The following is a 19,238-nucleotide window of genomic DNA, read 5'->3' as shown; positions in this document are numbered from 1 at the left end:
ATATCGATGACAGAATCGGGCGGGCGCACCGTCCGCATGCTCGCCTTCGCGTCATTCGCCGGCCTGGCGCTCCCGGCCCACGCCGCGCCTTCCGAAACGGACCTGCTGCCCGGCGCGCCGCCCGCGCGCGTCGTCGGCACGATCGGCAACGGCACGCCGCAGGTCACGGCCAAGGTCGACGCGGCGACTGCGCGTTTCGCACCCGATCCGACGCTCGTCGCGCTCGGCCGCCGGATCTTCTTCGACCCGCGCCTGTCCGAGCCGCGCGGGATGTCGTGCGCGGGCTGCCACGATCCCGGCCGTGCGTTCGCGCCGACGTTGTCCGCGGCGTCGCTCGCCGGCCCGGGCGTGCCGGAAGGAAGCCAGCCCGGACGCTTCAGCCAGCGCAACGCGCCGTCGCTGCTGTATGTGCGCTACGTGCCGCGCCGCCACTTCTACCAGGATGACGACGCGCCCGCGCCGTCGCCGTTCGGCGGCCTGTTCAGCGACGGCCGCGCGGATACGCTCGCCGAGCAGGTCCGCGGGCCGCTGTTCGATCCGAACGAGATGAACAACCGCTCGCCCGCCGCGCTGCTGCGCAACGTCGATGCGACCGAACTCGCGCCGGCGCTGGCCGCGCGCTTCAGCGACAGCGTGCGGCGCGATCCGGAGCAGATGGTGCGTGCGCTCGGCGCGGCGGTTCAAGCGTATCTGCAGAGCGACGAGATGGCGCCGTTCACGTCCCGCTTCGACGCGTACCTGCGCAACCGCACGCCCCTCACCCCGCAGGAATTGCGCGGCCTCGCGCTGTTCAAGAATCCGGACAAGGGCAACTGCATGACCTGCCATACGCTATCCGACACGTCGAGCCGCCCGGAACGCTCACTGTTTACCGATTTCGGCTACGACGCGATCGCCGTGCCGCGCAACCGCGCGCTGCCGGCCAGTCGCGACCCGCGCCACTTCGACAACGGGCTGTGCGACACCGCGCGCCGGCTGCGCTGGCCAGAGCCGGACCAGTGGTGCGGCTACCTGCGCACGCCGGGCCTGCGCAACGTCGCGGTGAAGCAGACGTTCATGCACAACGGCGTGTTCACGTCGCTGCGCGACGCCGTCGCGTTCTACAACACGCGCTCGACCGATCCGCGTCACTGGTATCACGGCGCCGCGACGTTCGACGACGTGCCGCCCGCGTACCGCGGCAACATCAACGTCAACTCGACGCCGATGAACCGCCGCCCCGGCACTCCGCCCGCGCTGACCGAAGCGGAAATCGACGACCTCGTCGCATTCCTCGGCACGCTGACCGACGCGCGCTACGCCGCCGACGCCCACGCCAGGACCGCCGCGCCCGCCCCGACTCGCTGACCCTGTCCGAATGGCCAACGGCTGCGGGCCTGCTTGCGGCCGCCGCACCGGATGGCTTCATCTGGTGGTCCCAAGGCAGTTTGCTGCTCTCGGTCGGAGATTGTGCCGACGTCGACCTGACTGGCGCAAAAGCTCGCGACATGTTGAAGCTCTCAGCTACCGGAGTCTGGAAGCCATCCTCGGTTGCATAAGGCTCATGGCCTTCCTCACAAGATCAACTGGTTCTTGAAAAAGACGATATAGCGCCCCTCGGCACTATTGAGATAAGTTACGCATCCACGCGACTAAGATTAGGTTTTCTGAGAGGGCCAAAAATGAAAAGAAGAATCGCGTCTGTGGGTGATGTTTTGTCCAGTGGTGGCACCGTTCTACCTGCGGACGGGCCACCATTTACCTTCATGGGCCACCAAGTCGCTTTGATTGGAGGTCAAGCATTTTGCGCTGCCTGTAAGAGCAACGGCGTCATCGCAAAGTCAGGGGGACCTTATCGCTTGAGCTTCATAGCGGAGGTTGCCCTGGATGGCGACATCGTCATGTGCAAATGCCCGCGGCCACCGCGCATTATTGCAACGCTCAGCGGCGAGTCATGGTGCGATGACGACTTAGGGGGTAGCGGCCGGCAGGTTTCTTCTGGTTTCGCTGCTGCCGGTATTGCCGCCGCGGGGGCCGTTGCGTCCACCTTGGTCGAGTTATATGACGAGCAAGTAAAGGTGACCTTCGATGGTCCGGAAGGTTACCCCTACTACATCGAAACAGCGGATGGTCGAGTGTTCCAAGGACGCCTCGATGCGAGCGGCATGCTTCCGCGCGTCCATACCGGCCACCGCCCTGACGACTACACGGTCTACTTGGGTGACGACGCAATCGCTAAGCAAAATGAGGCTTGACCATGCCGAACAAACCTTTGAAGGTACGCTCGAACAACACTCGTGAATCGGTCAAGCCGGCTCAACTGAAGGCTCTGTCTTTTCAAGAGCTTTGGAACGCCTACCCCAAGAAAGACCCCTACGACGATCCGACCGGTCAATACGAGAACCAGTGCGCCATCCGCATGAGTGTCACCTTTCACAGCGTTGGAAGCGACATGAAGTCGTTTTCGCAGAAGGTCGTGAAGCCCATGCCCGGAAAGAAAGACTTAGGTCGTCTCATACTTGACGGAAGGGCTACGGCAACTCGTGCCTATGAACTAGCCGAGTGGTTGAAGCTGCAACCCTTCTTAGGTCTGGGCAAACCGGAGAACATTACCGGTGCAGATTGGCAGAGCAAGGTGAAAAGCCGAACAGGGATCATCTACTTTTTCGGTTATTGGCGGCAAGAAGGCGATTCATCCGATAACCTTAGCGGCGGTCACATCGATTTGTGGAACAAAGACACGTTGACGCCCTCTTGGGCGTCGTTTTTGCGTTTCCGTGTTGGCATGACGTCGATGGAAAACCCACTGTCATGGTTTCGCGGTCGAAGAGACAACGCATTCTCAGACCTGGGCAACTCGAAAGAAATCCTTTTTTGGGAAGTGAAATGAAGCGTATAGGGCTTGCGACGTTGGGTTTCGTGTGGGGTTTGCTGGTCACATGGGCAGCGGTCTACACGTTCAGCCACATGCACTGGCCAACGCCTCCCTCACATTCCACGGGCTGCAACGACATGGAGCATTGCAGCCCTCATGCAGTCTTTGTGATGACGACGCTGGGACTTCTGCTCTGGCCCGCCCTCGCGTTCTGCGTGTTGAATGCGGTCGCCTACAAACGGTGGTCGAATCGCAAATGGGGAATCGTGTTCGCCGTTGGCACGTTGATCGTCGTGTTGTTCTACCTCGCCAGCTATGCCGTGCCAGCTTCGGGCCTCGTAGGCTGACGGCAAGGACTATACGATAGTCCGCTAGATCGTGTTGCGACGTGCCAGAGTGCTTCATAACGTACGCACTCTGGCGACCACCACGCTAGGTCGAAACAGGGAAACCACCACACTCCTAAGAAGCTGTATCGCATCAACGCGGTCATGGATATGACCAGCATCTCTCGAACCACCGTCTACCGCCTCGTCGACAAGGGCAAGCTGAAACGGGTCAAGATCAGGGAGCGCTCCAGCGGTATCACCGCCGAAAGCGTCGAAGCGATCATGGCCGGCACAGACGCAGCCTAACCCTCTCCCCGGCGCTCGAGCCCGAGCGCCGCCCCTTCCGCCTCATCCCCCTCCTAAGCCCCTTCAACGCCCGACATTGCGCTTGACAACCCGCTCCGCTCAAAATACTGTACGGATATCCAGTTGTATAAATAACCAGTAGTTCCGGTAGCGGCGAAAGCTGGGCGCTACCGTCGACAGCACTGGTTGGTGGCTCCAGTTCCAGCGCGGCCTTTCATGGTAGCTAGAGTGGATGCCAGACCCGATTTATCGACGAGAGCATCCCGGAGAGCCTTATGCAACAAGGGTCCCTGTTTAAAGTGGAACATCTGGTCCGGATCGTCAACGACACCGATCGCCAAGTGCTGGCCTGGCTCCGTACGCAAGTCGGCGATACGCGCGTGGAGCGCGCGGCGCGACAGCTCGGGCACACCCGCAAGCCCTATCCGTCGGCCCTGTGCCGGTACCTGGGCGTCAGTGCGCCGGCCACGCTGCGTCATACGGCGCAGCCGCGGCCGGTGCGCGATTTCTCGGTTGGCGATCGCTATCTGTCCCTGATCCGCCAGCACCTCGCTGGCCACACCGCCAGCCGCTGAGCCTGCCTGCCGACCGAGCCGGTGCGACGGCACAGCTGCGCGACGGCGCGCTGCGCGGCTGTTTATACAGCCACCGCGGCGCGCACGAGGCGGCCAAGCGTCTCGTATGCCGCTTCCAGCTGCGCGTCGAACGGTCGCGTGCAGCCGACGCGGATGAACGCTTCGAAGCGGTCGGTGTTGGAAAAGATCGCGCCGGGTGCGATGCGCACCCCTTGCTCGAGCGCCGCATTGAACAGCGCTTCCGAGTGCACGCCGTCCGGCAGCGCGACCCACAGCATCAGGCCGCCCGGCGGCTGGTTCAGCCGCGTGCCGGCCGGAAAGTGGCGCGCGATCGCGTCGATCGTCGCGTCGCGCTGCACGCGCAACTGCTCGCGGAACCGGTGCAGATGGCGGTCGAACGCACCCGAACCGACGAATTCGGCCGCCACCGCCTGCAGCAGCGCGGCGTTGTGCCGGCTCTGCGCGAACTTGAGCATCTTCACGCGCGCATGCCAGCGCCCCGCGCTCATCCAGCCGAGCCGCATCCCGGGTGCAAGCACCTTGTTGAACGACGGGCAGTAGATCACGGTGCCGTCGCGGTCCCAGGCCTTCACGGGCTTCACGACTTGCGGCGCTTCGACGAGCTCGCGATACGGTTCGTCCTCGATCACGGCCACGCCGTGACGCGCACACAGCGCGACGAGCACGGCCTTGCGGTCGTCGGGCATCACGCTGCCGAGCGGGTTCTGCAGGTTCGGCACGACGACGACAGCCTTGATGTCCGGATACGCGGACAGCGCCACTTCGAGCGCCTCGATCGACAGCCCGGTCGTCGGGCTGGCCGGGATTTCGAGCGCGCGCAGGCCGAGGCTCTCCAGCAACTGGATCAGCCCGAAGAACGCTGGAGATTCGATCGCAATCGTGTCGCCGGGGCGCGCGACCGCACGCAACGCGAGGTTCACCGCGTCGACGCCGCCGCTCGTCGACATCACGTCGTCCGGCGACACCGTCACCCCGAACGACAGCGCGCGCTTCGCCATCGCCTGCCGGAACTCGGGTGAGCCGCCAACGGGCCCGGCATCGGTCAGCAGCGTCGGCTTGTGCCGCAGTTGCCGGATCGCGAGCGCCTGCAGGCGCGCCGTCGGATACAGCGCCGCCGACGCCGACGCGCCGCCGAGGTTCAGCGCGTCGGGCGCGGCGTTGCCGAGATCGATCACGCGCGACACGCGCTCGTGCAGCCCCGCGAACGGCGGCTCGACCGACATCAGTGGCGGCGCGTCGCTGTCGCGCAGCGTCTCAATCGCGGCGGCCGCGCGATGTCGGACGAAGTAGCCGGACCGCGGCTTCGCGTGGCACCAGCCGGTGTCCTCGAGCCGTCGGAACGTCTGGATCGCCGTCGACAGGCTCACGCCGTGCTGCTCCATCACCGCGCGCACCGACGGCATGCGGTCGCCGGGCGCCAGCGTACCGGCGGCGATCACGCGTCGGTAATGCTCGGCGAGCCGTTCGTACAGCGGCTCGCCAGCAATCGGCAAATGCAGGCGGGAGGCGTCGCGGGAAGGATTCATGCGGGCCATCGTGCCCGCGCGGCTGTCTGGATGCCAGATACAGATTCCGGAAAAACCGACCGATACAGCCGCGTGAATTGATGCCTGCATCGCAACAGATTCCCGTCCCCTGAATCTGTCGCGCATCGGCGGGCGTCCCTAACCTGTCGACATACGATCGCCTCGCAGGACGCGAAGGCGCGCAACCGGAAAAGGAATCGCCATGCGGACTCGACACTACCGGCTGGACGCCGGCCAAAGCCACCTCGCCTGGTTCGACAAGGGCACTCAGGTCGTCGTGCTGGACGGCGCGCTGGCCGTCACGCTCCGGCACGGTGGCCTCGACTGGCTGCCGGACGCACCGCACTACATGCGCCGGGTGCTCGACGCCGGTGATTGCCTGACGATCGAAACGGCCGGCCATGCGTCGCTCGCGGCCACCGGTGCGGGGGCCGCGAGCACGGCGGTGGTCGAGCCGGAGCCGCACGCCGGATGGCGCGGGGTGATCGGCGCTTTGCGTGCATGCTTGCCGAAGCGACGAACGGTGGCGTCCTGATGCGTCGGGGTTCGGTGCCGATCCCGTGACGGGTTGCTGCCAGGATGTCGCGGTGGTGCGATGCCTGACGCTTGTGCGCGTCCGACACTTCGACATGACCGAAGCCCGGACGCGCCGAAGCGTCGATGAGAGCCGGCCCGCAGGCGCGCGCTACGCCGTACGATCGCGCGTCAGCCTCGCGGCTCGCCCGTCATCGTACTGCTCGGCACTGCTCGGCGCCGCTCGATCCACTCGAACGCAGCCATCCCCGCCAGCATCGCGACGACGAACCCGATCCCCTTCAGCGAGCCGAAGCCGATCGACACGATCGCCGGCCCCGGACAGAACCCGGCCAGCCCCCACCCGACGCCGAACGCGGCGCTGCCGGCCACGAGGCGCACGGTAATCGCCCGCGCCGTCGGCAACTGCATCGGCAGGCCGAGCCACGACCGCGTGCGGCGCTTCGCCCATGCGAATGCGAGCACGCCGACGCCCGTCGCGCCGGCCATCACGAAGGCAAGCGACGGATCCCAGCTTCCGGCGAGATCGAGAAAACCGAGGACTTTCTGCGGATTGGCCATGCCTGACACGACGAGCCCGCCGCCGAACACTAGCCCCGCAACGAATGCGAACCATGCAGCCATGTCAGCCTCCCAGCAGGTGCCGCCGCGCGAACACAGTCAGAAACCCGACGGCCATGAACGTCGCCGTCGCGACCAGCGAACGCAGCGACCCGCGCGACAACCCGCACACGCCATGGCCGCTCGTGCATCCGCCCGCGTAACGCGTGCCGATTCCAACCAGCAGGCCGGCCGAGATGACGACGGGCCAGCTCGCGTCGACCTGCGGCATCACGCCGATTCCGGCCGCGCGCAACCCGAGCGGCGCGACGATCAGCCCCGCGACGAACGCCCACCGCCAGTCGCGCCCGTCCGCACGGCGCGCGAGCAAACCACCGACGATGCCGCTGATTCCGGCGACGCGGCCGTTGAACGCGACGAACGCGGCGGCCGCGAGCCCGATCAGCACGCCGCCCGCGAGCGACAGCCACGGCGTGAAATGAGACACATCAAGCTGCATCGCGCTTCCCCTTCGCAGCCGGGCCGCAGAATTGCTCGTACAGCACGGCCATCACCGCGATCGCGGCCGGACTGTCGAGCGAGTAATGGATGTTCTTGCCTTCGCGGCGCGTGCGGACCAGCGCGTTGTCCCGCAGCACGCCGAGCTGCTGCGACAGCGTCGGCTGGCGGATGTCGAGCCGCGCCTCGAGTTCGCTGACACTGCATTCGTGTTGCGACAGCTCGCACAGCAGCAGCAAGCGGTCGGGATTCGACAGGACCTTCAGCAGCGCGCAGGCCGATTCGGCCGCGGCGCGCATCTGCTCGGGGTCCGGAGATGCAGAGGTGGAATCGGGTTTCATCGAGGACGCAAGACAATTTACCTCCAGACATTATATATAATTGTATATTGTTAGTCATCGAGCCCTGCTCCTGATGCGCATCCCGGCCTCCCCGTGTCATGGCAAACGCATTCCCCTTCCCGCTCAGGCTTCTTCGCCCGCCATTCCGCCCACGGCCGCGGCACGACCGGCGAGTCGAGCGGCTGCCCGCACCGAGCCGAGCACCGACACCGCGAGCGCGGCCACCACGCACGGTGCCGCGACCATCGCAAATGCAGCCGGCAGCGACAGCCCCATCGACAGCATCGCCCCGCCCGCCATCGAGCCGACAACCGAGCCGCTGCGTCCGATCCCGTTCGCCCAGCTGACACCCGTGGTCCGGCATTCGGTCGGATAGAACGTCGCGGACAGCGCATTCGCGCCGACCTGCGAACCCGACACGCAGAATCCCGCCGCGAACACCGCGAGCGCGGCGCCCCACGGCGTTGCCGCGAGTACGCCGATCGCAGCGACGAACATGCCGGCCGCCACATAACTGCACGCGAGCACGCGATGCGGATCGAAGCGGTCCATCAGCCAGCCGAGCACGATCGCGCCGAGCGTGCCGCCGACCTGGAACATCGCCGTCACGCGCGCCGCCGTCTGTAGCGTCGCGCCGGTCGTGCGCAGCAGTGTCGGCAGCCAGCTCGACAGCAGATAGATCACGAGCAGGCTCATGAAGAACGTCAGCCACAGCAGCAGCGTGCCGCGCAGCAGGTCCGCGCCGAACAGGCGGCCGAAAGGCGATGCGGCCGGCCCGCCGCGCGGCGCGACGAACGATGCCGTCGCCAGGCCGTCGTCCGGCGCGATCCTCGCCAGCAGCGCAGCCACGCGCGCCGGCGAGTTCCCGGCATCGACCAGGTAACGCACCGATTCCGGCAGCCGCCACGCGAGCACCGGCACGAGCAGCAGCGGCGCGGCGCCACCGACGACGAGCACCGTGCGCCAGCCGGCATGCTCGATCAGCGATGCGACCGCGAGCCCGCCCAACGCCGAGCCGATCGTGAAGCCGCAGAACATCGTCGTCACGAGCAGCGAGCGGCGGCGCGCCGGACAGTATTCTGACGTCAGCGTGATCGCGTTCGGCATCGCGCCGCCGAGCCCGAGGCCCGTCAGGAAACGCCACGCGATCAGCGCGTGCACGCTGCCCGCGCCCGCCGACGCGGCGCTCGCAACGCCGAAGCACGCGACGCACGCGAGCAGCAGCCGCTTGCGTCCGAACCGGTCGCCGAACGGCCCGAACACGAGCGCGCCGGCCATCAGGCCGGCCAGCCCCGCGCCGAACACCGGCGCCAGTTGCGCGGGCGACAGGCTCCATTCCGCGCGAATGACAGGCGCGATGAAACCGATCGATGCGGTGTCGAAGCCGTCGATCGCGACGATCAGAAAGCACAGCACGACGATCGCGGCCTGAAACGGCGAAACGCGCTGCCGGTCGATCCACTCGGTCACGTCGATGGATGGCGTCATGGCCATGATGGTGTCTCCTCCATGAAGGCGGGCGCGTGTCGTAGGTCCGCGCGCCGCCATGATTCGCGTCACGTCACGCGGCAACCTTCAGGCAATCCTCCGCGCGCCAGCCGTGCAGCCAGTCGAGCGCGTCGTAAAACCGGTCCTGCGTGCGCCCGACCCACAACGCGTTGCGCACCTGCCGCTCGACGCCTTTCGCGTGATAGATCCGGCCCATCTCGCGCGCCGAGTACAGCACGCGCGCGGTGCGCGGAATCCGCACGCGTTCGTACAGCGCGAACGCCGCCGCGAAATCGCCGTCGGTTTCCTGCACCGCCGCGCCGAGCGTGACCGCATCCTCGAGCGCCTGGCACGCGCCCTGCGCGAGGTACTGCGTCATCGGATGCGCGGCGTCGCCGAGCACCGTTGCACGGCCGACGCTCCACCGTTCGACCGGCTCGCGGTCGGCCGTCGCCCAGCGTTTCCACGATGTCGGCCGGTCGAGCATCTGGCGCGGCAACGGATGAATGCCCTCGAAATACGACAGCACTTCCGCCTTGCTGCCATCGCGCACGCCCCACGCTTCCTGCTCGCGGCTGTGGAACGTGACGACGAGGTTGTACTGCCGCCCGCCGCGCAGCGGATAGTGGACGAGATGGCAATGCGGCCCCGCCCAGACCACCGGCGCATTGATCTGCAGATCCGCCGGCATGTTCTCGACGTCGACCACCGCGCGATAGACGACGTGCCCCGTCACGCGATGCGCATCGCCGATCAGCGCCTGCCTGATCACCGACTTCACGCCGTCGCAGCCGATCACGGCTTGCGCGCGATAGCACTCGCCGAGCTGGTCGGTGACGGTCACGCCGTTCGCGTCCTGTTCGAACGCGCAGACGTGCGTATTGGTGCGGAACCGGATCAGCGGATGATCCTTGACCGCCTCGTAGATCGACAGATGAATGTCCGCACGGTGGATCACCGCGTACGGATTGCCGAAGCGCACGCGATACGCGGCGCCAGTATCGATGCAGACGATCTCTTTCGCGTCGAGCGCATCCATCAGCTGCAGACGGTCGGTGAACACCGCGCGGCTGCGCGCCGTCTCGCCGACCCCCAATGCATCGAGCGCGTTGAACGCGTTCGCGGCGAGCTGGATGCCCGCGCCGATCTCCCCGATCTGTGCGGCCTGTTCGAGCAGCGTCACGCGGATGCCCTGGCGCGCGAGCGCGAGCGCCGCCGCGAGTCCGCCGATGCCGCCGCCGATCACGAGCACGTGCTTGCCCGTTGCCGTTGTTCCGTTTGTCGTTGTCCTGTTCATGTGTGTCTCCAGTCCCATGCTCAGCGGCTACGTCAAGCGACGTAGTCGGGTTGCCTCTGCGGTTGTGCCGCGTCGAATGCGGGATGCCGCAGCGCGTACTCATACACCGCGAGGCTGCGCGGATACGCGCCGAGGTCGCAGTCCATCCGTAGCGCATTCGCGACCTGCGGCACGACGCACACGTCGGCAAGCGTCGGCGCGTCGCCGAAGCACCACGGGCCGGCGTCCGCGCGTTCGAGCAAGCGCTCGACACCCGCCATCCCGTCGGCGATCCAGTGCCGATACCACGCGGCCTTCTGCTGCGGCGTGACCTTCAGATCGCTGTCCAGATAGCGCAGCACGCGCAGGTTGTTGACCGGGTGGATGTCGCATGCGACCAGCATCGCGAGTTCCAGCACGCGCGCGCGCCGCTGCGGCTCGAGCGGGACCAGGCGCGGCTCCGGGTGGAGCTGGTCGAGGTAATCGATGATCGCGAGCGACTGGCCGACGCGGAATTCGCCGTCGACGAGCGCCGGCACCGACGCCGACGCATTCACTTTCGCGACGTAGTCCGCCGCGCGATGTTCGCCGACGCGGATGTTGACGGGCAGCGTGTCATACGCGAGGCCCTTCAGCGCAAGCGCGATGCGCACGCGATACGACGTCGAGCTGTTGAAGAAACCGTGCAGCTGCATGATGCGTTCCCCCGGTCAGACCACGCGTACCGTCAGTTCGCCGAGACGCTCGACGCCGACTTTCATCACGTCGCCCGGCCGCACCGCGCCGACACCTTCCGGCGTGCCGGTGAAGATCACGTCGCCCGGCTCGAGCCGAAAGAATTTCGACAGGTCGGCGACCGTTTCCGCGACCGACCAGATCAGGTGCGACACGTCGCTCTTCTGCTTCGTGTCGCCATTCACGGTCAGCCACAGGCCACCCTGCTCGAAGTGGCCGGCTTCGCTCGCCGGATGCACGGGCCCGATCGGCGCGGAACGGTCGAACGCCTTGCCGATTTCCCACGGGCGCCCCATCTCGCGCATCTTCATCTGCAGGTCGCGGCGCGTCATGTCGAGGCCGACCGCGTAGCCCCACACGTGGTCGAGCGCCCGCTCGAGCGGGATATCCGCACCGCCTTTGCCGATCACCGCAACGAGTTCGGCCTCGTAATGGTAGTTCTGCGTCTGCGACGGATACGCAAGATCGAGTGTTTCGCCATAGGCGACCGGCACCACCGAATCGGCCGGCTTGCAGAAGAAGAACGGCGGTTCACGATCGGGATCGAAGCCCATTTCGCGCGCATGGGCGGCATAGTTGCGGCCGACGCAGTAGACGCGGCGCACCGCGAATTGCGCGTCGCCGCCGGCGACGGAAAGCGCGATCGGCGCTTCGGGCGGGAAAATGAAAGTCATGATCGGCAAGGCTCCAGCGTAAAAAGAAGGACCGCGCGCCGCCGGGACGGCGCGCCAAACGAATCGATGCGGAACGCGGTCGCGTCAGTCGCGCACCTCGCGCAGCAGGTTCAGCGCGGACAGCACGGGCCGGTCGGAGTAGCTGAACAGCACGCTCTCCGATTCAGCTGTCAGCCGCACCGGCGCCCACGACGGCGCGACGAAGATGTCGTGCGGCTCGAACGCGAACGCGTCGTCGCCGATGTGCACGGTGCCGCGGCCTTCGACGACGCAGTAGACGGTCGCGTCGGTGCTGCGATACGTGCGCCCGCGGAAACCGGCCGGCAGGTACTGCATGAAGGTCGCGATGGTCGGCATCGGCCAGCCGCCGGTGGCCGGATTGACGTAACGCAGCTTCACGCCGTCGCAGGCGTCCAGCTCGCCGTTGCGATACAGCGCACCGAGCGCTTCGCGGCTGCGTTCGTACGGATAGCTGAACACCGGCGAGGTCGGATCGGTCACGCGATGCCGCACGGGCAGCATGTTGTGCCCGAAACGCGCGAAGCTGTCCCCTTCAGGGCGGCTGATCGGCTGCGTCGCTTCCGGATAGTTCTCCGCAAAGCCCGCATCGAGGTTCGCGATCAGCGGAATGTCGAGGCCGTCGAGCCACACGACCGGCTCGCCGCCGTCGGCGACGGACGGGTTGCCGTGGTCGTGCCAGGTCCACGACGGCGTGATGATGAAGTCGCCCGGATGCATCGTCGTGCGTTCGCCGTTCACCGCGGTCCACGCACCCTTGCCTTCGACGATGAAGCGCAGCGCCGACTGCGTATGCCGATGGCTCGGCGCGATCTCGCCTGGCAGGATCAGCTGCAGCCCCGCGTACAGGCTCGGCGTCATGCTCGACTTGCCCGGCAGGCCGGGATTCTCGAGCACCAGCACGCGGCGCACCGCCTCCTCGGCGCTGATGACGCTGCCCGCCTGCATCACGAGATCGCGGATCTGCGCGTATTTCCAGATGGCCGGCAGCGCCTTCGGCTGCGGTTCTTTCGGCACGAGGTTGTGCAGCGATTCCCACAACGGCGTCAGCCGCTGTTGCGCGATCCGCGCGTAATAGGCTGACCTCGAGGCTGCCCGCGAGGCGTCCGGGTGTTGGCTGGACATGCTGTCTCCTTGGTTCGGCCGACGGGGAATCGGCGCGCTTCAGTCGTTTGCCGGATCGCATCTATCGATCCGTTGCATGATTTATATTCGACCGAGCCATACCCGGTAAAATGGTGAAATCATCTAATCCATATATTTATGGATATACCTTCAGCATCTCGAGGAGCGCACGATGGACTGGACCCACCGCCTGCGGCTGCGGCACCTGCAGGTGCTGCTGAGCCTGGCGAGCACCGGCAACCTGAGCCAGTCGGCCGCGGCGCTCGCGACGACGCAGCCGGCGCTGTCGAAGTGGCTGAAGGAGCTGGAGGAAGATGTCGGCCTGCCGCTGTTCGAGCGTCACGCGCGCGGGCTGCGGCCAACCGCGTACGGCCTCGCGCTGATCGAGCATGCGCGGCGGATCGAAGCGCATCTCGACGTCGCCCGCGACGATATGGAGGCGTTGCGCGAAGGCGGCAGCGGCCTTGTGACGATCGGCACGTCAGGCGTCGCTGCGGCGGATACCGTGCCGCTCGCCGTATCGCAGTTGCTTAAGCAGATGCCGCGCGCGGAGGTGCGGCTGACCGAAAGCACGATGATCCAGTTGATGCCGCAGCTCGCGCGCGGCGAGCTGGACATCGTCGTCGGCCGTTCGAGCCCCGAGCATGACGACCCGCAGCTGCAGATCGAGCGGCTGTACGTCGAGCCGATTGACTTCGTCGCGCGCCCCGATCACCCGCTCGCCGGGAAAGCGGCGCTCGACTGGGACGACGTGCTCGCGTACTCGTGGATCATGTGGCCACCGGGGACACCGGTACGCAATGCGATCGAGGCCGCGCTGTCGGCAGCCGGGCGGACGCCGCCGGCGCATTGCGTCGAATCGAATTCATCGATTCTCAATCTCACGCTGCTGAACAACACCGACTTGCTCGGGGTCGCGTCGCACCGCGCCGCGCGGCGCTTCGCGCAACTCAATGCGATCCGTATCCTGCCGATGCAGCTCGAAGGTTACGGCTCGGTGTCGATGTACTGGCATCCCGACAACGTGAATCGCGCGGCCGTGGCGACGGCGATCGCGTGCTTGCGGGAATGTGCGGCGCCGCAGGTCGGCGGGTGGGAAAAGATGAAGGAGACGTAACGCAGATGCGGCCCGGCGTCGCCGGGCCGCGTCGGCATTACGCGTCGCCATTACGCGTCGTCGCCCCCGTCCAGCATCAGCGTCCCCACCCGCGCCGGCACGAGCGGCGGTCGCGGCGCGGGCGGCGTCCAGCCGAACAGCGCCTGCGTTGCCGCGCCACACACGCGGCCCTGGCACGCGCCCATCCCGCAGCGCGACTGCAGCTTCGCGGCGGTCCAGCCGGCTTCGTTCGCGAGCGCGTCGTAGCGCACGTCCTCGCAGCGGCAGACGAGCGTATCGGGCCGCGCGAGCTTGCGGACCGCCTCGCGGATCGCAAAGCGCTCGCGCACCGCATCCGCGAACGCCTGCCAGCGTGCGCGTCGCTCGGCCAGCCCGGCGAGCCGCGCGGTTTGCCCCGTCGCCGCGCAGCCGGCGATCTCGCCTTCGACCATCGCGAGTTCGCTGCCGCCGACGCCTGTGCATTCGCCTGCCGCGAAATGCCCGGCGCGGCTCGTGCGCTGGTGCGCGTCGACGGCCACCGCGCCATTCTCGATCCGGCAGCCGAGATGGCTCGGCAGCGCGGTGTTCGGCACGAGCCCGAAGCCGCACGCAAGCCGGTCACATTCGACATCGACGTCGCGGCCGCCCTGCCGGATCCGCACGCCTTCGAGCCGCTTGTCGCCGAATGCCTCGACGACGTGCGCATCCGCGCGATAGACCGGCGTCATCAGCTTCGCCGCCTGCATGAGCTTCGACGGCCAGCGCGGCAGCCCGATGCCGAAGCCGAGCACGTCCGCCCACGCCGCCTGTTCGAGCACATGCAGCACCCGCGCGCCCCGCTCACGCGCAGTCGCCGCGCTCGCGAGCAGCAGCGGCCCGCTGCCGGCGATCACCGTCCGCTGTCCGCGCACGTCCAGGCCGTGCTTGATCAGCGCCTGCAGCCCGCCCGCGCCCGTGACGCCCGGCAGCGTCCAGCCGGGAAACGGCAGCAGCAGTTCGCGCGCGCCGCAGCACAGGATCATCGTCCGGTATTCGAGCAACAGTGCCCGCTCGTCGTCTTCCAGCAGCAGCGTGCCGGGGCTCGATTCGGCGACGATACGCGTCGCCGCGAGATGCCGCACATTCGGGTGGTGCAGCACCTTGAAACGCTCGGCCGCGGCCGGCGGCGGCGTGACGAGCCGAGCAGGCGCTGCACCGCCCGCCCGGGTGCCATCCGACGCGACACCCGGCCCCTGCCGCCAGATCTGCCCGCCGGCACGCGGGTTGTCGTCGACGATCGCGACCGACGCGCCGCCCTGCACGGCCGCCTGCGCGGCAGACAACCCGGCCGGGCCCGCGCCGACGCTTGCGACGTCGACGCTCAGAATCTCGTGTTTCATCGCGTGCGCTCCACCTGCATCCGGTCGCGGCACAGCTTCGGCGAGTCGCGTCGGCGCCGGCCGTCGACGTCCATGCTGCACCCCTGGCCGATGCCCATCCCCCAAACCGGCGCGCGCGTTGTCGTCTGCGATCCCGCGCGGCGCGCCGCCCTGCACGGCCGCCTGCCCGGCTGCCAGCCCGATCGGGCCGGCGCCGACGATCGCGACGTCGACGCTCAGAATCTCGTGTTTCATCGCGTGCGCTCCACCTGCATCCCGTCGCGGCACCGCGTCTGGCATGCGAGCCGGCGCCGGCCGTCGATCGTCATCCTGCACTCCTGGCAGATGCCCATCCCGCAAAACGGCGCGCGCGGCGCGCCCGTGCACGACGTGCGCGTCGTGTCGTCGCCGCTCGCCGCGACGGCGGCCGCGACGGTCACGCCGTCGGCCACCGTCAGCGCGCGGCCGTCCAGATGAATGATCATGTCAGCCTCCGCCGGGCCGCCCCAAGGGGGCTGACCGCCCCCGCGGGGCCGCCCCAAGGGGGCTGACCGCCCCCGCGGGGGGCAGCGAACGAAGTGAGCGTGGGGGTCGTTTCATTTCAGCGCTCCGGCTACGGGAGACGTCGTCAGGAAACGTCCCGGCAAATAGGGTTCGATGTCGATGGCCGGCCGTTCGCCGGCCATCAGCGCGGCGACTAGCCGCGCGCTGCCCGGCGCGGTCGTCACGCCGAGCCCTTCGTGTCCGACCGCCAGCCACACGCCCGGCCGCGACGGATGCTCGCCGAGCAGCGGCAGGCCGTCCGGGCTCGCCGAGCGGAAACCCGTCCATGAGCGAATGCCGTTCAGGTCGGCAAGCGCCGGCAAGTAACCGACCGCGCGACGCAGCATGCGCGCAAGCACGGGCGGCTCGACGCACGGATCCTCGGTGTCGAACTGGCGCGACGAGCCGATCAGCAACTGGCCGGTGGGGCGCGGCTGCACGTTGAACGCGACCGACGTGCCGTCGCTCGCGTGCGCGCTCGCCGCATAGCCGAGTTCGACGAGCTGGTGCGACACGCACCCCGGATAGCGGTCGGTGATCAGCAGGTGGCCCTTCTTCGGCCGCAGCGGCAGCTCGGGCAGCAGCGTGCGCGCGGCGACGCCATTCGCGACGACCACGCGTTCCGCACGCAGCACGTCACCGTTCGCGAGCGTCACGCTCGGCCCGTCGACCGCGACGACCTTATCGCGGCGCAACGCGATGCCCGGCACGCGCTGCAGCAGCCAGTTCGCGGTCACGGGCGCGTACAGAATCCCGTCGCCGGGAATCTTCAGCGCGCCGCCGAGCCCGGGCCGCAGCATCGGTTCGAGCGCGGCGAGCGCCGCGCCGTCGACCAGCTCGCCCGCCACGCCATGCGCGGCCAGCGTCGCCTGCTTCGCGCGCGCGAGGTCCATTTCGTTCGCATCGGCCGCGAGCCACAGCGTCCCGCAGTTGCGATACGCGCAACCGTCGGGCATCTGCGCGCTCAGCCCCCGCCACAACTCGATCGAGTAATGGCTCAGCGCGAGCTCGGCGGCGTTGTCGTCCATCGCGACGAGGTGCCCCATTCCCGCGCCAGTCGCGCCGCCGCTCGCATCGTCGAACACGAGCACGCGCAGCCCGCGCTGCGCAAGCTCGTGCGCGCATGCCGCGCCGACGATGCCGGCGCCGATCACGATGACGTCGGTCTGCACGCCGCTCACGACACGATGCCCCAGCCGAACGGATCGTCATCCTCGATCAGCAGCGTCGCTTCCGCGCTCAGGTGCGCGCTGCCGCGGATCGTCGGCACGATGCCGCCGTCGCTGTCGGCGTAGCTCGCGTGGAACACGCTGCCGATCACGCTCGCCTGGCGCCACACGACGCCCGGCGCGAGCTTGCCGTCCGCCGCGATGCACGCGAGCTTCGCGCTCGTGCCGGTGCCGCACGGCGAGCGGTCGTACGCGAGGCCCGGACACAGCACGAAGCTGCGGCTGTCGTGCTCGGGATCGTCGGCGAACAGTTCGATGTGGTCGATCTCGCCGCCGTTCGCGCCGGTGATGCCCGCGCGCTCGATCCCCTCGCGCACCGCGGACGCATAGGCCGTGAGCGCCGTGACGTTGTCGCCGGCGACGCGCTGCCCGTGGTCGCTGATCAGGAAGAACCAGTTGCCGCCCCACGCGATGTCGCCCTTCACGGGGCTGTAGCCCGGCACGTCGACGACAACATCCTTCGCATGACGATACGCCGGCACGTTGCGCACGCTGACCGACAGGTCGTCGTGCAGCGTCGCCTCGACGGTGCCGACCGGCGTCTCGATCCGATGCACGCCCGGGTTGATGCGTCCCATGTGATGCAGCGTGCGCACGACGCCGATCGTGCCGTGCCCGCACATGCCGAGATAACCGGAATTATTGAAGAAGATCACGCCGGCGGCCGCGTCGGGCGAAACCGGCTCGCACAACAGCGCGCCGACCAGCACGTCGCTGCCGCGCGGCTCGAGGATGCAGGCCGTGCGATAGCGGTCGTGCTCGCGCGCGAGCACGTCGCGCCGCTCGGCCATCGAGCCGCTGCCGAGCGCAGGAAAACCGGACACGACGAGCCGCGTGGGTTCGCCGCCCGTGTGCGTATCGATGATCTGGATGCGCTTCATCTTGTGTCGTCCGAAAGTGGGGAAAGGAGCACAGCTTCCTCCGTCGCGCGTCCGCCCGCTTGTGGGTTTTCGATAAGGACGACGACGAAATCGGCATAGTGCGCGGCACCTTCCGCGGACCATTCGACGACTGTGCCGATTTCGTCATTTTGCTCCGGGAAACGACTCAAGCGTGATGGGCGTTTGCGCGGCGATACTGGTCACCACACCGACACCCGTCGGCCGACCGATACAAACGTAGGAGATTTCAGTGAGCCGAAACGCCATCAAGTGGACCGGGGTTTTCCCGGCCGTCAGCACCCAGTTCAAGCCGGACTTTTCCCTCGACATCGACGCCACGCACCGCGTGGTGAAGAACCTGGTGAACGACGGCGTGTCGGGCCTCGTGGTCTGCGGCACGGTCGGCGAGAACACGTCGCTGTCCACGTCGGAAAAGCTCCAGGTGATCGAAGCCGCGCGTGACGCAGCCGGCGGCAAGATCCCGGTGATCGCCGGCATCGCCGAATTCACGACCGAGTTCGCGCGCAACACCGTGCGCGAAGCGCAGCGCGTCGGCGTCGACGGCGTGATGGTGATGCCCGCGCTCGTCTACTCGGCGAAGTCGCACGAAACCGCCGCGCACTTCCGCGCAGTCGCGACGAGCACCGACCTGCCGGTGATGGTCTACAACAACCCGCCGATCTACAAGAACGACGTGACGCCCGACGTGCTGATCGCGCTGCAGGATTGCGAGAACATCGTCTGCTTCAAGGATTCGTCGGGCGATACGCGCCGCTTCATCGACCTGCGCAACGCGGTCGGCGATCGCTTCGTGCTGTTCGCGGGCCTCGACGACGTCGTGGTCGAGAGCATCGCCGTCGGCGCCGAAGGCTGGGTGTCGGGCATGTCGAACGCGTTCCCGAAGGAAGGCGAGACGCTGTTCCGCCTCGCGAAGCAGAAGCGCTTCGACGAAGCGCTCGCGCTGTACCGCTGGTTCATGCCGCTGCTGCACCTCGACGCGCGCCCGGACCTCGTGCAGTGCATCAAGCTGTGCGAAGAGCTGGTCGGCCGCGGCAGCGCGGTCACGCGCCCGCCGCGCCTCGCACTGCAGGGCGACACGCTCGCGGAAGTGAAGGCGATCGTCGCGAAGGCGCTCGAGACGCGCCCGACGCTGCCGGACGTCGGTCTCTGATCGACCTCCCCGCAGCGGTGGCGCGCGGGCCCTGGCCCGCACCCCGCTGCCGCTTCCGGTCCGGCATGGCCCGCGCGGGCCCGCTCACGCCGACGCCAG

22 protein-coding genes and 2 pseudogenes are annotated in these 19,238 nt (G+C 67.7%); 9 read left to right on the top strand and 15 right to left on the bottom strand.

Annotated elements, in window-relative coordinates:
- Nucleotides 1–36: 36 nt before the first annotated feature.
- The 6 genes from G3N94_RS17800 (at nt 37) to G3N94_RS17775 (ending at nt 4,064) form a co-directional block, all read left to right on the top strand.
- Complete coding sequence (locus G3N94_RS17800; RefSeq protein WP_241021916.1) at nt 37–1,347, top strand: cytochrome c peroxidase; 1,311 nt, start codon at nt 37–39, stop codon at nt 1,345–1,347.
- Nucleotides 1,348–1,661: 314 nt separating this feature from the next.
- Entirely contained in the window at nt 1,662–2,234 is a 573-nt protein-coding gene (locus G3N94_RS17795; RefSeq protein ID WP_205793930.1) for a PAAR domain-containing protein, read from the top strand.
- A 2-nt stretch (nt 2,235–2,236) separates the two neighbouring features.
- Nucleotides 2,237–2,869 carry a type VI secretion system amidase effector protein Tae4 gene (locus tag G3N94_RS17790; protein WP_205793929.1) on the top strand — a complete coding sequence of 211 codons (633 nt, stop codon included), beginning with the start codon at nt 2,237–2,239 and terminating at the stop codon, nt 2,867–2,869.
- A 155-nt stretch (nt 2,870–3,024) separates the two neighbouring features.
- Nucleotides 3,025–3,201 (top strand): hypothetical protein, encoded by a 177-nt coding sequence (locus G3N94_RS43220; RefSeq protein WP_346778707.1) that lies wholly within the window; start codon nt 3,025–3,027, stop codon nt 3,199–3,201.
- Between the two features lie 123 nt (nt 3,202–3,324).
- Nucleotides 3,325–3,489 (top strand): helix-turn-helix domain-containing protein, encoded by a 165-nt coding sequence (locus tag G3N94_RS17780; protein ID WP_277398553.1) that lies wholly within the window; start codon nt 3,325–3,327, stop codon nt 3,487–3,489.
- 299 nt (nt 3,490–3,788) lie between these two features.
- Nucleotides 3,789–4,064 carry a hypothetical protein gene (locus G3N94_RS17775; RefSeq protein ID WP_205793961.1) on the top strand — a complete coding sequence of 92 codons (276 nt, stop codon included), beginning with the start codon at nt 3,789–3,791 and terminating at the stop codon, nt 4,062–4,064.
- 62 nt (nt 4,065–4,126) lie between these two features.
- On the opposite strand, the gene G3N94_RS17770 is transcribed toward G3N94_RS17775, so the two are convergent.
- A complete protein-coding gene (locus G3N94_RS17770) occupies nt 4,127–5,611 on the bottom strand; it encodes a PLP-dependent aminotransferase family protein (RefSeq protein ID WP_205793926.1) in 1,485 nt (494 codons plus the stop codon).
- A gap of 202 nt (nt 5,612–5,813) precedes the next feature.
- Between G3N94_RS17770 and G3N94_RS17765 the strand changes: the two genes are divergently transcribed.
- Complete coding sequence (locus tag G3N94_RS17765) at nt 5,814–6,146, top strand: hypothetical protein (protein ID WP_205793925.1); 333 nt, start codon at nt 5,814–5,816, stop codon at nt 6,144–6,146.
- Nucleotides 6,147–6,316: 170 nt separating this feature from the next.
- Here the strand turns inward: G3N94_RS17765 and G3N94_RS17760 are convergent, their stop codons facing one another.
- The 8 genes from G3N94_RS17760 to gtdA all read right to left on the bottom strand — a co-directional run bounded on the left by G3N94_RS17760 (nt 6,317) and on the right by gtdA (nt 12,861).
- Nucleotides 6,317–6,769, bottom strand: a complete 453-nt coding sequence (locus G3N94_RS17760; protein ID WP_205793924.1) for a DUF6691 family protein — start codon at nt 6,767–6,769, stop codon at nt 6,317–6,319.
- Nucleotide 6,770: 1 nt separating this feature from the next.
- Nucleotides 6,771–7,205, bottom strand: coding sequence for a YeeE/YedE family protein (locus G3N94_RS17755; RefSeq protein WP_205793923.1), 435 nt, complete (start codon nt 7,203–7,205; stop codon nt 6,771–6,773).
- Nucleotides 7,195–7,545 carry a metalloregulator ArsR/SmtB family transcription factor gene (locus tag G3N94_RS17750; RefSeq protein ID WP_205793922.1) on the bottom strand — a complete coding sequence of 117 codons (351 nt, stop codon included), beginning with the start codon at nt 7,543–7,545 and terminating at the stop codon, nt 7,195–7,197. Before G3N94_RS17750 ends, G3N94_RS17755 begins: the two co-directional genes overlap by 11 nt.
- Nucleotides 7,546–7,668: 123 nt before the next feature.
- Entirely contained in the window at nt 7,669–9,039 is a 1,371-nt protein-coding gene (locus G3N94_RS17745) for an aromatic acid/H+ symport family MFS transporter (RefSeq protein WP_205793921.1), read from the bottom strand.
- 67 nt (nt 9,040–9,106) lie between these two features.
- Complete coding sequence (locus G3N94_RS17740) at nt 9,107–10,330, bottom strand: 3-hydroxybenzoate 6-monooxygenase (RefSeq protein ID WP_205793920.1); 1,224 nt, start codon at nt 10,328–10,330, stop codon at nt 9,107–9,109.
- A 32-nt stretch (nt 10,331–10,362) separates the two neighbouring features.
- On the bottom strand, nt 10,363–11,004 hold the full coding sequence (gene maiA, locus G3N94_RS17735) for a maleylacetoacetate isomerase (RefSeq protein WP_205793919.1): 642 nt from the start codon (nt 11,002–11,004) through the stop codon (nt 10,363–10,365).
- A 15-nt stretch (nt 11,005–11,019) separates the two neighbouring features.
- Nucleotides 11,020–11,718 carry a fumarylacetoacetate hydrolase family protein gene (locus G3N94_RS17730; protein ID WP_205793918.1) on the bottom strand — a complete coding sequence of 233 codons (699 nt, stop codon included), beginning with the start codon at nt 11,716–11,718 and terminating at the stop codon, nt 11,020–11,022.
- 84 nt (nt 11,719–11,802) lie between these two features.
- Entirely contained in the window at nt 11,803–12,861 is a 1,059-nt protein-coding gene (gene gtdA / locus G3N94_RS17725; protein WP_205793917.1) for a gentisate 1,2-dioxygenase, read from the bottom strand.
- Between the two features lie 172 nt (nt 12,862–13,033).
- On the opposite strand from gtdA, the gene G3N94_RS17720 reads away from it, so the two are divergent.
- Entirely contained in the window at nt 13,034–13,978 is a 945-nt protein-coding gene (locus tag G3N94_RS17720; protein WP_205793916.1) for a LysR substrate-binding domain-containing protein, read from the top strand.
- A 50-nt stretch (nt 13,979–14,028) separates the two neighbouring features.
- Here G3N94_RS17720 and G3N94_RS17715 read toward each other — a convergent pair whose 3' ends face one another.
- The 6 genes and pseudogenes from G3N94_RS17715 to G3N94_RS17700 all read right to left on the bottom strand — a co-directional run bounded on the left by G3N94_RS17715 (nt 14,029) and on the right by G3N94_RS17700 (nt 17,968).
- Nucleotides 14,029–15,336 carry an FAD/NAD(P)-binding oxidoreductase gene (locus tag G3N94_RS17715; RefSeq protein ID WP_205793960.1) on the bottom strand — a complete coding sequence of 436 codons (1,308 nt, stop codon included), beginning with the start codon at nt 15,334–15,336 and terminating at the stop codon, nt 14,029–14,031.
- Nucleotides 15,333–15,452, bottom strand: a pseudogene (locus G3N94_RS42415) ((2Fe-2S)-binding protein); the annotation flags it as partial. The pseudogene G3N94_RS42415 and the gene G3N94_RS17715, both read right to left, overlap by 4 nt.
- Nucleotides 15,442–15,570, bottom strand: a pseudogene (locus tag G3N94_RS42410) (FAD/NAD(P)-binding oxidoreductase); the annotation flags it as partial. The pseudogenes G3N94_RS42415 and G3N94_RS42410, both read right to left, overlap by 11 nt.
- Nucleotides 15,567–15,800, bottom strand: coding sequence for a 2Fe-2S iron-sulfur cluster-binding protein (locus G3N94_RS17710; RefSeq protein ID WP_205793915.1), 234 nt, complete (start codon nt 15,798–15,800; stop codon nt 15,567–15,569). The pseudogene G3N94_RS42410 and the gene G3N94_RS17710, both read right to left, overlap by 4 nt.
- A 111-nt stretch (nt 15,801–15,911) precedes the next feature.
- The gene (locus G3N94_RS17705) at nt 15,912–17,039 is read right to left on the bottom strand and encodes an FAD-binding oxidoreductase (RefSeq protein WP_205793914.1); all 1,128 of its coding nucleotides are present in this window, start codon (nt 17,037–17,039) and stop codon (nt 15,912–15,914) included.
- Nucleotides 17,036–17,968: a 4-hydroxyproline epimerase gene (locus tag G3N94_RS17700; protein ID WP_205793913.1), complete on the bottom strand. Its 933-nt coding sequence runs from the start codon at nt 17,966–17,968 to the stop codon at nt 17,036–17,038. The genes G3N94_RS17705 and G3N94_RS17700 overlap by 4 nt, the downstream gene beginning before the upstream one ends.
- Before the next feature lie 250 nt (nt 17,969–18,218).
- Between G3N94_RS17700 and G3N94_RS17695 the strand changes: the two genes are divergently transcribed.
- Entirely contained in the window at nt 18,219–19,139 is a 921-nt protein-coding gene (locus G3N94_RS17695; protein WP_124598498.1) for a dihydrodipicolinate synthase family protein, read from the top strand.
- The last annotated feature ends 99 nt before the right edge of the window (nt 19,140–19,238 follow it).

Source organism: Burkholderia sp. Ac-20353, from assembly GCF_017104785.1.
Lineage (GTDB): Bacteria > Pseudomonadota > Gammaproteobacteria > Burkholderiales > Burkholderiaceae > Burkholderia.
Note: the sequence above shows the minus strand (reverse complement) of the source record. Positions and strands in the feature narration are given on the sequence as shown.